The organism is Ginsengibacter hankyongi (assembly GCF_008710285.1).
GTDB classification, from domain to species: Bacteria; Bacteroidota; Bacteroidia; order Chitinophagales; family Chitinophagaceae; genus Ginsengibacter; species Ginsengibacter hankyongi.
In genome coordinates, this window is the sequence record NZ_VYQF01000002.1 from 327,984 (window position 1) to 341,820 (window position 13,837).

Consider the following 13,837-nt stretch of genomic DNA (forward strand, 5'->3'; position numbering starts at 1 on the left):
CAATGTTAAATACGATGATTACTTAGCATGCTCTTCAAGGTATGCTACAGCCTGGCCAACCGTAGTAATGGTTTCAGCCTGCTCATCAGGAATAGAAATATTAAATTCTTTTTCAAATTCCATGATTAATTCAACGGTGTCTAAACTATCGGCACCTAAATCGTTAGTAAAAGAAGCTTCCGGTGTAACCTCAGCTTCATCAACTCCTAATTTGTCAACAATGATTTTTTTAACTCTTGTTGCAATGTCTTGCATGATTGTAAAATTTAGTTAATACGGCTACAAAAATATACTTTTTGTGATAAAAAAAAATAATAAGTAATCACACCCAGTTTGAACTAAAATCTGACCTGCATACCTTCGGAATCAAATTTCAGAATGTAATTCAGGAATAAAAAATTCATTTTGTTATTAGGTATTTTAGTCGTTAATAATAAGGGCCGGATCTTTTGTTCATCGCTCATAATTTCAAAAAAATAGTATATTGTATTTTTATTGAACGGTTGTAATCCCCTTTGTGTTACTTATGCCAATTAAACAAATAGATCACGGTACAAAAGAATATAAGCAAATGGTTGATTTGCGATATGAAATTTTGCGCAAGCCATTGCAACTTAATTTTGACCCTGCCGAACTTGAAAAAGAAAAAAATGATATTCTTATCTGCGCATTTGAAGAAGAAAAAATATTGGGATGTTGCCTGCTCACCAAAATAGATAAAGATTGCATAAGACTGCGGCAAATGGCAGTGCAAAATAATTTACAGGGGAAAGGTGTTGGCGCATCGATATTGCACTACGCTGAAAACGTTGCACGAGATGCAGGGTATAAAAAGGTTATGATGCACGCCCGTAAAACAGCTATTGGTTTTTATGAAAAACTCGGCTATAAAGTTTCAGGTCATGAATTCATTGAAATTTCCATTCCTCATGTTACAATGGTAAAAAAATTACACCATTTTTAATTTAACCGTCAGGTTTAATTTTTTCTTTTAAAATTTTTCTCACCTCGCTTATTTTGTCAGGCTCAAACGCATCTTTAGGAATAATAAAGAATGAACGGCTATCGAAATATAAATGAAAAAAGTATGGACTTTCAATCATACTGCTAAAAGCAGTCCAGGGCCAGCTTCTGCTGCCACCATCGTTTTCAATAAACATATGTTGCTGTTCAAAACTTACCTTCAGCCGGTCTTTAAAAGTTTTTGATTTGCGATAAATGACATTTGGCAATACATACCAAAAAGATATCATTAAACAAAACCATAAACAGGAACTTCCTAAGAATACGTAAGCCGATACTTTTTTGAAATAATAAAAGGTTGCAGCTACAATAGCAAATAAATTTACAAGGATCACGATAAATTTTATTTCTTTCCTGGTAATAAAATGATACCGTAATGCCTGCAACACTTTAGGTTTGCTATAAGTAAAAAATAAAGATGTCATAGCAAACAAATGTACGATGTAGTATTAAAGTGAATGCATTTTACAGGAGATAAAATTTTAGAGAACTAGGTCCCAATAAATAATGAATCTCATTTCAGAAATTAAACCCCATAATATATTTTCTATTGTTGAGTTACCTGGCTTTGGTCTAAGATCTTAACCTCAGTTCTGCGATTTTTTTGCCTGCCCTGTTCAGTGCTATTATCTTCAATCGGTTCTTCGGCACCATAACCTTTAGCCACCACCCTGTCATTGCTGATTCCTTTTGCTATTAAATAAGATACTATTGACTTTGCCCTCTCCAGCGAAAGCACAAGGTTTTTTTCATCGCTTCCTACATTATCCGTATGTCCACCAATTTCTATCCTTTCATTAGGTTTCCTTCTTAAGTAATCAACCAGGTCATCAAGCGTACTATAAGATTCTGCACGCAGAGAAGATTTGCCAAAATCAAATTGAACATCATCCAATACAACGGTTTTCGAGGGTTCAAATTCAAGATTTACTGTAAAAGGATTTTTATAAAAAGAATTGGGGCCAAGTGCAGGAATATCAAGAACATTATAGCTACTCGAATCTTTGAAGCCCATAATATAAATATCATACTTGTCGCCGGCAGGAAGCCTGGTAGAAAATTTTCCCGTTGAGTCACTGATTGCCTGGTACTCATTACTATTCTTCTGGCTTCTGAAAACAACCAGTTCATTATTTTTTGGCCCCTTGGTGTGCATGTCTGAAACAGTGCCTTCTACTTTTGCGTCTTTGGGAAGATTTAATACGGTTGTTGTTTGTGAATAAACCGTTGGAAATGAAGCAGTAAAAAATAAAACCGCTAAAAAAATTTTCATAAGGTTATTTTGAAAAAATTATTGAGAGATAAGCAGAATAATCCTGTAAGCCAAAACATTATTCTGTATTTTTCAATTTAAGAACGCAAAAAAGTGGTATTTATTTTTATCTCCGGCATACATATTACTTGACTTTCAACCAATTCACTAAAGCAAAAAGCCACCTTATAAGGGTGGCTTCTATGCTTGTTGCTAAAATATACTTCTAACTACATCCCATACTGTTGCCGCAATTCAAACATTTATAACAAGTGCCGCTTCTAATAGTTATATGCCCGCAGGTATTACATGCCGGTGCATCGCTCTGCATATTTTTTGCAGCGGAGTTTACCGCATCAAATCCATTGCTTATTTTTTTTGCATGTTCCGTTCTGTGTGGTTTCGTTTGAGCTTTGCCGTTAGTTGACCCAATAACTCTTACTTCACTTAATTCGGGTACACGGTTCCCAATGGTTGGCGTATTTTCATCCCACACTTCATTTCCTAGGTTTTCCACTTCAGGCTTATCGAGTACATGTACCAAATCATTTCTTCCCAAATATTCATACGCCAGTGAGCGGAACATAAAATCAATAATAGAGGTTGTTGTTTTAATATTTGGATGATCAACCATTCCGGATGGCTCAAACCTGGTGAAAACAAATTTTTCTACAAACTCTTCCAAAGGAACTCCATATTGTAAACCTATAGAAATGGCTATTGCAAAGCAGTTAAGCATGCTTCGCATAGTAGCGCCTTCTTTAGCCATATCAATAAAAATTTCTCCTAATGTACCGTCGTTATATTCTCCCGTCCTTAGAAATAAGGCCTGCCCGTTTATTTTTGCTTTTTGTGTAAATCCCCGGCGTTTTGCAGGCAATGCCCTGCGCTCAACAATCATGGCAAGCTGGCGCTTTAAAGCTGTATCAGCACTGCTTTGCACACGCTTATTCATTTCTTCAAGCAGGTCTTCTACAGTAAGCTGGCTCATGTCAACGAGTTTTGTTACCTGTTCATCATTACTTATTTCCTGTTGTTCGGTATCAATAGATTTTTTCTTTTTGTCACTTTTATTGCTCAATGGCTGTGACAATTTTGAACCATCACGGTAAAGCGCACACGCTTTTAATCCCAGCTGCCAGCTTAACTTATACGCTTCTGCAATTTCTTCTATGGTTGCTTCGTTAGGAAGATTAATTGTTTTGGAAATAGCACCGCTTATAAATGGTTGCGTTGCCGCCATCATGCGAATGTGACCTTCATGATGAATATATCTTTTGCCGATATTGCCGCATTTATTAGCACAATCAAATACTGATAAATGTTCATCTTTTAAATAAGGAGCGCCTTCAACCGTCATTGTTCCGCAGATGTAAGTATTGGCTTCTTCAATTTGTTCTTCACTAAAGCCCAAAGCTTCCAATAAGCTCCATTCGAAGTTGTTATATTGTTCCTGGGAAAAACCTAAACGCTGTAAACACTCTTCTCCTAAATTATATACGTTAAATACAAAACCAATCTCAAATGCTGATGACATAGCCGCTTCCAGCTTCTGAATATCAGTTCCGGTAAAGCCTTTATTGGCAAGGCTTGCAGGATTGATGTGCGGCGCTCCATTTAATGATGCATGGCCCTTGGCATAATTTACGATCTCTTCAATTTCCTTTTCAGAATATTTTAAATTTCTTAATGCCTGTGGAACACTTTGATTGATAATTTTAAAATAGCCACCTCCGCTTAGTTTTTTAAATTTCACCAAAGCAAAATCAGGTTCCACGCCTGTTGTGTCGCAATCCATAACCAATCCAATAGTTCCGGTTGGTGCAATTACGGTTGTTTGTGCGTTTCTGTATCCATATTTTTCACCCATCATTACTGCGTCATCCCATGCTTTTGTTGCGGCCTTCAACAAATTATCAGGGCAATATTTTGCATTGATGCCTTGTGGTTTTATTTCAATTCCTTCATAAGCATCCATTGCATCATAAGCCGCAGCACGATGATTGCGCATAACACGAAGCATATGTTGTTTATTTTCTTCATACTTACTGAAAGCTCCTAAATGGGCTGCAAGCTCTGCAGATGTTTTATAAGCAATACCCGTCATGATTGCTGTAATTGCTCCTGCAATGCCTCTTGCCTTTTCACTATCATAAGCAATGCCGCTCACCATAAGCATACTGCCGAGATTCGCAAAACCAAGTCCTAATGTTCTGTAATCATAGCTGAGTTGTGCAACTTCTTTACTTGGAAACTGTGCCATCAGCACAGAAATTTCAAGAACGGTCGTCCACAGGCGAACTGTATATTCAAAACCATTAACGTCAAAAGAATTATCGCTTTCATTAAAAAATCTGCGAAGATTTACCGATGCGAGATTGCATGCAGTATTATCCAAGAACATATACTCACTGCAAGGGTTAGACGCTCTTATAGATCCGCCTTCAGGGCAGGTATGCCATTCATTAATGGTAGTATTATATTGTGTGCCGGGATCAGCACAACGCCAGGCTGCATAATTAATATCATCCCATAATTTTTTTGCTTTTACTTTTTTCATGGTGCGGCCATCACTTCTTGCTTTCAGTTCCCAATCACCATCTGCTTCAAGTGCATGAAAAAATTCATTGGGTATGCGAACAGAGTTATTACTGTTTTGCCCGCTCACCGTTTTATAGGCTTCGCCTTCATAATCGCTTGGATAGCCAGCTTCAATTAAAGCTGCTACCTTCTTTTCTTCTTCTACCTTCCAGTTTACAAAAGTTTCAATTTCGGGATGATCCAGGTCGAGGCAAACCATTTTAGCAGCACGTCTTGTAGTTCCTCCGCTTTTAATGGCACCGGCTGCCCGGTCACCAATTTTTAAAAAGCTCATTAATCCGCTGGAAGTACCGCCGCCACTAAGCTTCTCGCCTTCTCCGCGTATACTGCTGAAATTTGTTCCTACTCCACTGCCGTATTTAAAAATTCTTGCTTCGCGAACCCACAAATCCATAATACCCCCTTCATTTACCAAATCATCTTCTACACTTAAAATGAAACAAGCATGCGGCTGCGGGCGCTCATAAGCTGAGGTTGATTTCTTTAACTGGCCATCCTTTGCATCTACATAATAATGACCTTGCGGTTTGCCTGTTATTCCATACACTTCATGCAAACCGGTATTAAACCACTGTGGCGAATTAGGCACACAGGATTGATTTAAAATTCCATATACAAGCTCTTCATAAAAAATTTGAGCATCATCCTCAGAACCAAAATAATTGTTGCGTTCTCCCCAAACCCGCCAGCAATGTGCCATACGATGTGCCACTTGTTTTATCGACGTTTCTCTGCCCGTTGTTCCATCCGGTTGCGGTACACCAGCCTTACGAAAATATTTTTGCGCCAGTATATCTGTGGCAATCTGGCTCCACTGTTTCGGCACTTCAACGTTGTCCATCTGGAAAACAATTTCTCCCGTTGTGTTTTTAATTACCGATGTACGGTAATCGTATTCAAACATATCAAATGGTGAAATACCATCTTTGGTAAATTGCCGCGGAAAACGGAGGCCGGTTGAAGGCAAATTATTACTTGGCATTGGGCTAATATTTTTAGTTTAATAAATTATTTTTGGGATGCGGGAGAACGAAAATATTTTTTCTCATTCACAAAACACAGCCTAAATTTTGCACAGTCTGTGGAAAAGAAGTATGTATAATTTTACGAGCCATACGCACACTGCGTTTAAAAATTTTTGCACACTTTAAATAAATTTTTTTTTCAAATACTGAAATTTTCCTGTAATAAAATAACTTTCAACTCAAATAATGAGAATATTGATTCAAAGAGTGTCCCAGGCCTCAGTAACAGTGGGCTTTACCATAAAAGGAGCCATCGGCACAGGGCTTCTTCTATTGGCAGGAATTGAAGACGCCGATACGGAAGAAGATATAATTTGGTTAAGTAATAAGATCGTCAATCTTCGCATTTTTGATGATGAAAATAAAATACCAAATATTTCAGTTAAAGATATAAATGGTGATATTTTAGTAGTAAGCCAGTTTACTTTACATGCATCTGTTAAAAAAGGAAATCGTCCCTCTTACATAAGAGCGAGCAAAGCAGAAATTGCTATTCCTCTATATGAAAAGTTCCTAATACAATTATCAAAAGATCTTGGTAAAACAATACAAACAGGTGAGTTCGGTGCCGATATGAAAGTTGCTTTGGTGAATGATGGGCCGGTTACGATTTGGATTGATTCAAAGAATAGGGAATAGTTTATTATACTAATTTTAGTTAATTACACTAATTACATTTCATTAATGGCAGAATTGTTATTTAAAGAAGAATCTTTTAAAATTATAGGGATATGCATGGAAATTCATAAAACAGCTGAAATGGGTTTAAAAGAAATTAATTATAAGGATGCAATGGAAATAGAATTCATAGAAAAGAATATTCCTTTTGAAAGAGAAAAACGATTCTCTGTTAAATACAAAGAAAAAATATTGCGCAATCTTCACTTTACAGATTTCCTTTTATACGATTGTATTATTTTAAAAGTTAAATCCGTCGCTGAAATTATTTACAATCATTTATATCAAACCTTAAGTTATTTATCGGCATCACAACAAAAATTAGGAATGGTAATAAATTTTGGTGAACCATCTCTTACCTGGAAACGTATTGTTTTTTAGAATTCGTGTAATTCGAAAGAATTCGTGTAATAAAAATAATTTATGGATATCACAATAAAGGAAGCACAAACAAAAGTTGACCAATGGATAAAAACTGTTGGCGTAAAATATTTTAGTGAGCTAACCAATCTCGGAATTTTAATGGAAGAAGTTGGTGAGCTTTCAAGACTGATGGTAAGAATTTATGGTGAACAGTCTTTTAAAGAAACTGATAAAAATAAAAAGCTGAGCGATGAAATGGCTGATGTGTTGTGGGTTTTAATTTGCCTTGCCAACCAAACCGGTGTTGATCTTACAGAAGCATTGCAGAAAAACTTTCATAAGAAAAGTTTGAGAGATGGAGAGAGGCATAAAAAGAATGAGAAGTTAAAGTAACAGTTTAGTTTTAGGGAGATTTAAAGTGCATACTTATCTTTGCCGCCTTATGGCAAATGAACAAAATAATTTTAGTGAGATAATTGCACATTGCAAAGAGTATGGATACATTTTTCCTTCCAGCGAAATTTATGACGGATTAAGCGCAGTTTATGATTATGGGCAAAACGGCGCACAGTTAAAAAAGAACATCCGCGACTACTGGTGGAAAAGCATGACACAGCTTCATGAAAATATTGTAGGCATAGACGCAGCAATATTCATGCATCCCCTTACATGGAAAGCGAGCGGTCACGTTGATAATTTCAGCGACCCGATGATCGATAATAAAGACAGCAAAAAACGTTACAGAGTAGATCATTTGATAGAATCTCATGCAGAAAAACTTGCATTCGAAGGGAAGAAAGAAGAGGAATTTGCTTTATTAAAAAGCATGGATGAGTTGCTATCAAAAGATGATTTCGGGGGATTAAAAAATTTGATCGAACAAAATAAAATAAAATGTGAAGTTAGCGGAACTGCTAACTGGACTGATATTCGCCAATTCAACCTGATGTTTTCAACTGAGTTCGGCTCTTCTGTTTCTGGTAATGAAGAAGATAATAAAGTATATCTGCGACCAGAGACTGCGCAGGGAATTTTTGTAAATTTTTTAAATGTACAAAAAACCGGAAGAATGAAAATCCCGTTCGGTATTGCACAAACCGGGAAAGCTTTTCGCAATGAAATTGTAGCAAGACAATTTATCTTCCGCATGCGTGAATTTGAACAAATGGAAATGCAATTTTTTGTGAAGCCCGGAACTGAAATGGAATGGTACAATTACTGGAAAACGGAAAGACTGAAATGGCACGAAAGCCTTGGCATTCCTGCAGAAAAATTACGTTATCACGATCATGTAAAGCTGGCACATTACGCGAATGCGGCTGTTGATATTGAGTTTGAATTTCCTTTTGGTTTTAAAGAACTGGAAGGCATACATTCAAGAACTGATTTTGATTTAAAGCAACACCAGGAATTAAGTAAAAAGAAATTGCAATATTTTGATAACGATCTTAAAGAAGATGGTAAACCAATAGGAAATTATATTCCTTACGTGGTGGAAACTTCTGTCGGTCTGGATCGTCTATTCCTAACCGTTATAAGCGTTGCTTATGCAAACGAAAAATGGACAAAGGAAGATGGTACTGAAGATAGCCGCGTCGTTTTAAGAATTCCTGCAAAGATTGCACCTTACAAATTGGCCATACTTCCATTGGTAAAAAAAGATGGCTTGCCCGAAATTGCCAAACAATTAATGAATGAGTGCAAACAAAGCTTTCATACTTTTTATGAAGAGAAAGACAGTATAGGTAAGCGTTACAGAAGAATGGATGCAATAGGAACTCCTTTTTGTGTAACCATCGATCATCAAACAAAAGAAGATAATACCGTTACAATACGTTACAGGGATACTATGATGCAGGAAAGAATTTCTTTGGCAGAAGTAAAAAGCATTTTAATGGAAAAAATAAATTAGTTCTACTGTTTACAATTACAGTGTTGCCTGGGTTAATCAACAATTGTCAATAAAAAGATAGATTTTTTTAAAGCTTTGATTGAATATGGAATCTGTTCATGTAGTGCCAGGACCATTTCCTTTTCTACCTCTGTTGAACTGAAATCAGTGGTTACTTTTACTTTTCCTTTTAAAACCTGCAAGCTAAAAATATTTTCTGGCCGGTCTGTTGTCGTCTTTGCATCTTTATGTAAAGCCACAAGAACAATTCGCATTTTATCAGTTTTAAAAATAGTAATAGCATTGCGGTCATTTTCCTGCCATGCATTTTCATCCATTAATTGTTTAATAAGGTCTCGGGTATTAACCAATAAAACAGGAGAATCTATATTTCTATTTCCCTCCGGGCGGTTAAAAGTTGCATCGATGTTTGTACTTTCCATTTTGAAATGATTTGTAAAATTCCTCCCAAAAATCATTCCTAAAGCAAAAACTTAAGAATATTCTTATTCGCTCTTCAATAAGCAAATAAAATTTTAAGTCACTAATATTTCACCTGGGAAAAAATATGTTACTATCCGTACAATTCAAGATGAATCGATTTTCTATCGTAACCTAAAGCTGTAATTTTTTTACGTGCGTCATCAATCATAGCTTTCCATCCGCACAAATAAAAAGATGCGGGCTGTAAATGTTCAAGGGTTTCGCATGCTTCATTATTCTTTTTACAAATTTCTTCATAAAGACTGTGTACATAACCCGTATGTCCTTCCTCTCCATCCCACCCTTCACGGCTGAGCGTGGGCATGTAAGTAAAATTTTCTAATCTCTTCGCCAGCGCTTTCATTTCTTCATGATATAAAAGATCTTTTTTGGTACGGCATCCAAAGATCAGGTATAAATTTTTGTGAGGAATATTATGCAATTGAATGTAGTTAAGCATACTCCTGAAAGGAGCAATGCCAGTGCCGGTACAAATGAAAAATAAATCTTTTTCAATATGCGCCGGTAAGGTAAATACACCTTGCGGCCCACGCAAGGTTAATTCACTTCCAACTGTCACTTCATTGAATAAGTAATTAGTTCCTGCGCCATCTTCCAATAACACAATTAATAATTCAAATACATTAGTACCATCGGGCCAGCTAGCTATTGAATAACTACGCCATCTTTTATTTACATGTTCATGTATAGGTAGATCGAACGTAACAAATTGCCCTGGTTTAAAATCAAAAGATTCAAGCTCATTTACTCTAATAAAAAAACGTTTCGTGTTGTAAGTTTCGTCTTCAATTCTTATAACTGTTCCCGTCCGCCAGGGTTGTGATGCCATGCAAATAAATTTTGGGGAAAATACTGATGATATTTCTAAATGAAAAATTTACATTGATTTATTCCTTTTAATAATGTTATATGTTGTTCTCAAATTGGGTTGAGGTAAAATAAAACTTACCTTCGCACCGGTGACAAAAGTTGTTGAATGAACCTGGATGTGTTGATGAATATGTATGAAAAAGATTCCCGCATTTTTACAATTGTGGACAGAATCTTATTGTCAAAACCACAACACTTGCATCTCTCGGGCCTCAGTGGCAGCGCTTCCCAGTTTGTAGTTTCCGCTGTTTTTAATCATTCTTTAAGTTTGCAACTCAACCAGCTTGTTATATTAAGAGATGCTGAAGAAGCGGCGTATTTTCATAACACAATTGAAAATATAACAAAGGCCCTTGATGTTTTTTATTTTCCCTCTTCATTTAAAAATAAAAAAAATTACCAGCTACTTAACAGCAGTCATGTAATGTTGAGAACAGAAGCATTGACTAAGTTAAGCGCAGGCGGTAACCGAAAAATTATTGTTACTTATCCCGAAGCAATTTTTGAAAAAGTAGTCTTATCAAAAACACTTTCAGAAAATATTATTTCATTTAAGCAAGGCGAAACTATAAATGTAGATGCCCTGCTCGCACGGTTTGTTGATCATGGTTTTAGCAGGAGCGATTTCGTATATGAGCCCGGCCAGTTTGCCGTTCGTGGCGGTATACTTGATATTTATTCTTACGGCAATGAAAAGCCTTACCGCATTGAACTATTTGGTAATGACGTAGACAGTATCAGAATCTTTGATCCCGAAACACAATTAAGTGAGCGTAAGCTTTTGCAGGTAAATATTATCCCTAATGTTGAAACACAATTTGTAACAGGCGAAAAGGTTTCACTCTTAAATTTTCTCCCGGATAATACAATTGTGTGGACAGAAGATTGGGAATTTATTAGGGAGATAATTGAAGAGCAAATGGAAGATGTTGATTCATTTATTAATGGCGTGAAAACAGGCCGGGAAAAAAATATTGATGAAACGGAAGATGAACTAAATCTCAAAAAAGATATTTCAGTAAATGATTTTGTAAATGCTTCTGTTTTGGAAGAACAAATTAAACAAAGACATATTGTTGAATTTGGAGCTAAGCCTTATTTCTCAAAAAATGCTCAACTAAAAGATGCAGAAATTACAAACATAAATTTCAATACTGCGCCACAGCCGGCTTTTAACCGGAATTTTAATTTACTAATTGATAATCTTAAAAATTTTGAAATAAAAAAATACGGCCTTTTTATTTTTGCAGACAATCCAAAACAGTTAGAAAGATTACATACCATTTTCAGAGACCTCAATGCTGAAATTAATTTTACGCCTATACCAGCGTCTATACATGAAGGTTATATTGATAATGATTTAAAAATTGTTTGCTATACTGATCACCAGATTTTTCAACGCTATCATAAATACAGGGTAAGGCAGGCATTTAGTAAAAACAAAGCGCTTACCTTAAAAACACTCCGGGAGCTTCAGCCGGGCGATTATGTGACACATATTGATCACGGAGTCGGGGTTTATAGCGGGTTACAAAAGATTGAAGCAAATGGAAGAATGCAGGAAGCAGTAAGAATTGTTTATAAGGACAATGATCTTTTATATGTAAATATTTCATCGCTACATAAAATAAGTAAGTACAGTGGTAAAGAAGGAACAGTTCCAAAGATGAACAAACTGGGAAGTGATGTATGGAATAAACTTAAAGACAAAACAAAGAAGCAAGTAAAAGATATTGCCACCGATCTTATAAAATTATATGCGCAAAGAAAAAGCCTGAAAGGTTTTGCACATTCTCCTGATAATTACATGCAAACAGAATTAGAAGCGTCGTTTGTATATGAAGATACGCCCGATCAAAATAAAGCAGTAACTGATGTAAAGAATGATATGGAAAAGCCGTCACCCATGGACAGGCTCGTATGTGGTGACGTAGGTTTTGGTAAAACAGAAGTAGCCATAAGAGCCGCTTTTAAAACCTGCCTTGACGGTAAACAGGCTGCGGTGCTGGTTCCTACAACAATTCTTGCATACCAGCATTATAAAACTTTCAGCGAAAGATTAAAAGATTTCCCGGTAACGGTAGATTATATTAACCGGTTTAAAACATCAAAAGAAAAAAAAGAAACCTTACAAAAAGTTCAGGAAGGTAAGATTGATATTATTATAGGCACTCATGCATTACTGGGAAAAGAGGTAAAGTTTAAAGACCTTGGTTTAATGGTAATTGATGAAGAGCAAAAGTTTGGTGTATCTGCAAAAGAAAAACTAAAACAAATAAGGACAACCGTTGATTCGCTTACACTAACGGCAACCCCTATCCCAAGAACTTTGCAGTTTAGCCTAATGGGCGCAAGAGACCTTAGCATAATAAATACGCCACCTCCAAACCGCCAGCCTATCCAAACTGAAGTGCATGTATTTAACCAGGATTTTATAAGAGATGCTATTTATTATGAAACTGAACGCGGCGGCCAGGTCTTCTTTATACATAATCGTGTACACGGGCTTAGCGAGATGCGTGCTTTATTGCAAGGTCTTTGCCCTGATCTTAGCATTGCTTATGCTCACGGGCAAATGGAAGGCGACAGGCTTGAAGAAACCATACTCGATTTTATGGACCGTAAGTATGATGTATTGGTATGTACCAACATTATTGAAAGCGGTGTTGATATTCCGAATGTGAATACAATTATTGTAAACAATGCGCACCAGTTTGGCCTGAGCGATTTGCACCAGTTACGAGGCCGCGTGGGCAGAAGTAATAAAAAAGCTTTTTGTTATTTACTGGCACCTCCCATGAGTACATTGCCTGCAGATAGCCGAAAACGTTTGACCACCCTGGAGCAGTACAGTGATCTTGGAAGCGGCTTCCAGATTGCCATGCGTGACCTAGATATACGCGGCGCAGGAAACTTGCTTGGAGGAGAACAAAGTGGTTTTATTGCAGAGATTGGTTTTGAAATGTATCAGAAAATATTAGACGAGGCCATTCGTGAATTAAAGAGGAAAGAGTTTAAAGAACTGTTTAAGGAAGAAATACAAAAGCAGGATGATTATGTTTCTGATTGCACCATAGATACTGATTTGGAAATATTAATTCCTGATGAATATGTGGAGAGTATTACTGAAAGACTAAGCCTTTACTCCAGGCTGGATAATTGTGAAAACGAACAAGATCTTTTGGATTTTCATAAAGAAATGATTGACAGGTTTGGCGCTATTCCGCCTCAGGTTGAAGATCTTTTTACAACATTACGTTGCAGAAAATTAGCTGTTGATTTGGGTTTCGAAAAAATGATCTTAAAAGAAAATACCTTAAAGTGCTTCTTTGTTGCCAATGCTGACTCGCCTTATTTCAACAGCGAAACATTTATGAAGATTTTAAATTTTATTCAAACTCAAACCAACAAAGCAAGATTAAAGCAGGTAGGAAGAAACGGAATTTTGATTGTAAAGGAGATCAATAGTATGGAGGAGATGTATGAATTTTTGATGAGAATGCATAAGACTTCAATTAAGCACAAAACTGCGTTTACGATTCCTGAATAGATAACAGAAAACCTTCGGAGAATGTTCAGGAATAAAAAAAGCGACACAGTATTAACCACATCGCTTACCATTTTTATTGT

12 protein-coding genes are annotated in these 13,837 nt (G+C 36.3%); 6 read left to right on the forward strand and 6 right to left on the reverse strand.

Going from position 1 to position 13,837, the window contains the following annotated elements; genetic code table 11:
• Positions 1-18 precede the first annotated feature (18 nt).
• Positions 19-255 carry an acyl carrier protein gene (locus tag FW778_RS10895; RefSeq protein ID WP_150414737.1) on the reverse strand — a complete coding sequence of 79 codons (237 nt, stop codon included), beginning with the start codon at positions 253-255 and terminating at the stop codon, positions 19-21.
• Between the two features lie 271 nt (positions 256-526).
• On the opposite strand from FW778_RS10895, the gene FW778_RS10900 reads away from it, so the two are divergent.
• Positions 527-964, forward strand: coding sequence for a GNAT family N-acetyltransferase (locus tag FW778_RS10900; protein ID WP_150414738.1), 438 nt, complete (start codon positions 527-529; stop codon positions 962-964).
• Position 965: 1 nt separating this feature from the next.
• Here the strand turns inward: FW778_RS10900 and FW778_RS10905 are convergent, their stop codons facing one another.
• The 3 genes from FW778_RS10905 to FW778_RS10915 all read right to left on the reverse strand — a co-directional run bounded on the left by FW778_RS10905 (position 966) and on the right by FW778_RS10915 (position 5,858).
• Entirely contained in the window at positions 966-1,448 is a 483-nt protein-coding gene (locus FW778_RS10905) for a YcxB family protein (RefSeq protein ID WP_150414739.1), read from the reverse strand.
• Positions 1,449-1,570: 122 nt separating this feature from the next.
• Positions 1,571-2,296: an OmpA family protein gene (locus FW778_RS10910; protein WP_150414740.1), complete on the reverse strand. Its 726-nt coding sequence runs from the start codon at positions 2,294-2,296 to the stop codon at positions 1,571-1,573.
• Positions 2,297-2,501: 205 nt separating this feature from the next.
• Positions 2,502-5,858 (reverse strand): vitamin B12-dependent ribonucleotide reductase, encoded by a 3,357-nt coding sequence (locus FW778_RS10915; protein WP_150414741.1) that lies wholly within the window; start codon positions 5,856-5,858, stop codon positions 2,502-2,504.
• 229 nt (positions 5,859-6,087) lie between these two features.
• On the opposite strand from FW778_RS10915, the gene dtd reads away from it, so the two are divergent.
• Genes dtd through FW778_RS10935 form a run of 4 tightly spaced genes read left to right on the forward strand, consistent with a single transcriptional unit; the run spans position 6,088 to position 8,854 of the window.
• Complete coding sequence (gene dtd, locus FW778_RS10920; RefSeq protein ID WP_150414742.1) at positions 6,088-6,540, forward strand: D-aminoacyl-tRNA deacylase; 453 nt, start codon at positions 6,088-6,090, stop codon at positions 6,538-6,540.
• Positions 6,541-6,585: 45 nt separating this feature from the next.
• Positions 6,586-6,960: a GxxExxY protein gene (locus tag FW778_RS10925; RefSeq protein WP_150414743.1), complete on the forward strand. Its 375-nt coding sequence runs from the start codon at positions 6,586-6,588 to the stop codon at positions 6,958-6,960.
• Positions 6,961-7,002: 42 nt separating this feature from the next.
• The gene (locus FW778_RS10930; RefSeq protein ID WP_150414744.1) at positions 7,003-7,335 is read left to right on the forward strand and encodes a nucleotide pyrophosphohydrolase; all 333 of its coding nucleotides are present in this window, start codon (positions 7,003-7,005) and stop codon (positions 7,333-7,335) included.
• Between the two features lie 49 nt (positions 7,336-7,384).
• A complete protein-coding gene (locus FW778_RS10935; protein ID WP_150414745.1) occupies positions 7,385-8,854 on the forward strand; it encodes a glycine--tRNA ligase in 1,470 nt (489 codons plus the stop codon).
• A 32-nt stretch (positions 8,855-8,886) separates the two neighbouring features.
• On the opposite strand, the gene FW778_RS10940 is transcribed toward FW778_RS10935, so the two are convergent.
• Together FW778_RS10940 and FW778_RS10945 are read right to left on the reverse strand one after the other, a co-directional pair.
• Positions 8,887-9,276: a cupin domain-containing protein gene (locus tag FW778_RS10940; RefSeq protein ID WP_150414746.1), complete on the reverse strand. Its 390-nt coding sequence runs from the start codon at positions 9,274-9,276 to the stop codon at positions 8,887-8,889.
• A 131-nt stretch (positions 9,277-9,407) separates the two neighbouring features.
• Positions 9,408-10,166 (reverse strand): ferredoxin--NADP reductase, encoded by a 759-nt coding sequence (locus FW778_RS10945; RefSeq protein ID WP_150414747.1) that lies wholly within the window; start codon positions 10,164-10,166, stop codon positions 9,408-9,410.
• A gap of 147 nt (positions 10,167-10,313) precedes the next feature.
• Here FW778_RS10945 and mfd point away from each other — a divergent pair, with 147 nt between their 5' ends.
• The gene (gene mfd / locus FW778_RS10950) at positions 10,314-13,757 is read left to right on the forward strand and encodes a transcription-repair coupling factor (RefSeq protein ID WP_150414748.1); all 3,444 of its coding nucleotides are present in this window, start codon (positions 10,314-10,316) and stop codon (positions 13,755-13,757) included.
• Positions 13,758-13,837 lie beyond the last annotated feature (80 nt).

Coding starts and splice junctions, on each gene's coding strand:
- FW778_RS10895 (WP_150414737.1), bottom strand. CDS start 255: ATGCAAGACATTGCAACAAGAGTTAAAAAAATCATTGTTGACAAATTA.
- FW778_RS10900 (WP_150414738.1), top strand. CDS start 527: ATGCCAATTAAACAAATAGATCACGGTACAAAAGAATATAAGCAAATG.
- FW778_RS10905 (WP_150414739.1), bottom strand. CDS start 1,448: ATGACATCTTTATTTTTTACTTATAGCAAACCTAAAGTGTTGCAGGCA.
- FW778_RS10910 (WP_150414740.1), bottom strand. CDS start 2,296: ATGAAAATTTTTTTAGCGGTTTTATTTTTTACTGCTTCATTTCCAACG.
- FW778_RS10915 (WP_150414741.1), bottom strand. CDS start 5,858: ATGCCAAGTAATAATTTGCCTTCAACCGGCCTCCGTTTTCCGCGGCAA.
- dtd (WP_150414742.1), top strand. CDS start 6,088: ATGAGAATATTGATTCAAAGAGTGTCCCAGGCCTCAGTAACAGTGGGC.
- FW778_RS10925 (WP_150414743.1), top strand. CDS start 6,586: ATGGCAGAATTGTTATTTAAAGAAGAATCTTTTAAAATTATAGGGATA.
- FW778_RS10930 (WP_150414744.1), top strand. CDS start 7,003: ATGGATATCACAATAAAGGAAGCACAAACAAAAGTTGACCAATGGATA.
- FW778_RS10935 (WP_150414745.1), top strand. CDS start 7,385: ATGGCAAATGAACAAAATAATTTTAGTGAGATAATTGCACATTGCAAA.
- FW778_RS10940 (WP_150414746.1), bottom strand. CDS start 9,276: ATGGAAAGTACAAACATCGATGCAACTTTTAACCGCCCGGAGGGAAAT.
- FW778_RS10945 (WP_150414747.1), bottom strand. CDS start 10,166: ATGGCATCACAACCCTGGCGGACGGGAACAGTTATAAGAATTGAAGAC.
- mfd (WP_150414748.1), top strand. CDS start 10,314: ATGAACCTGGATGTGTTGATGAATATGTATGAAAAAGATTCCCGCATT.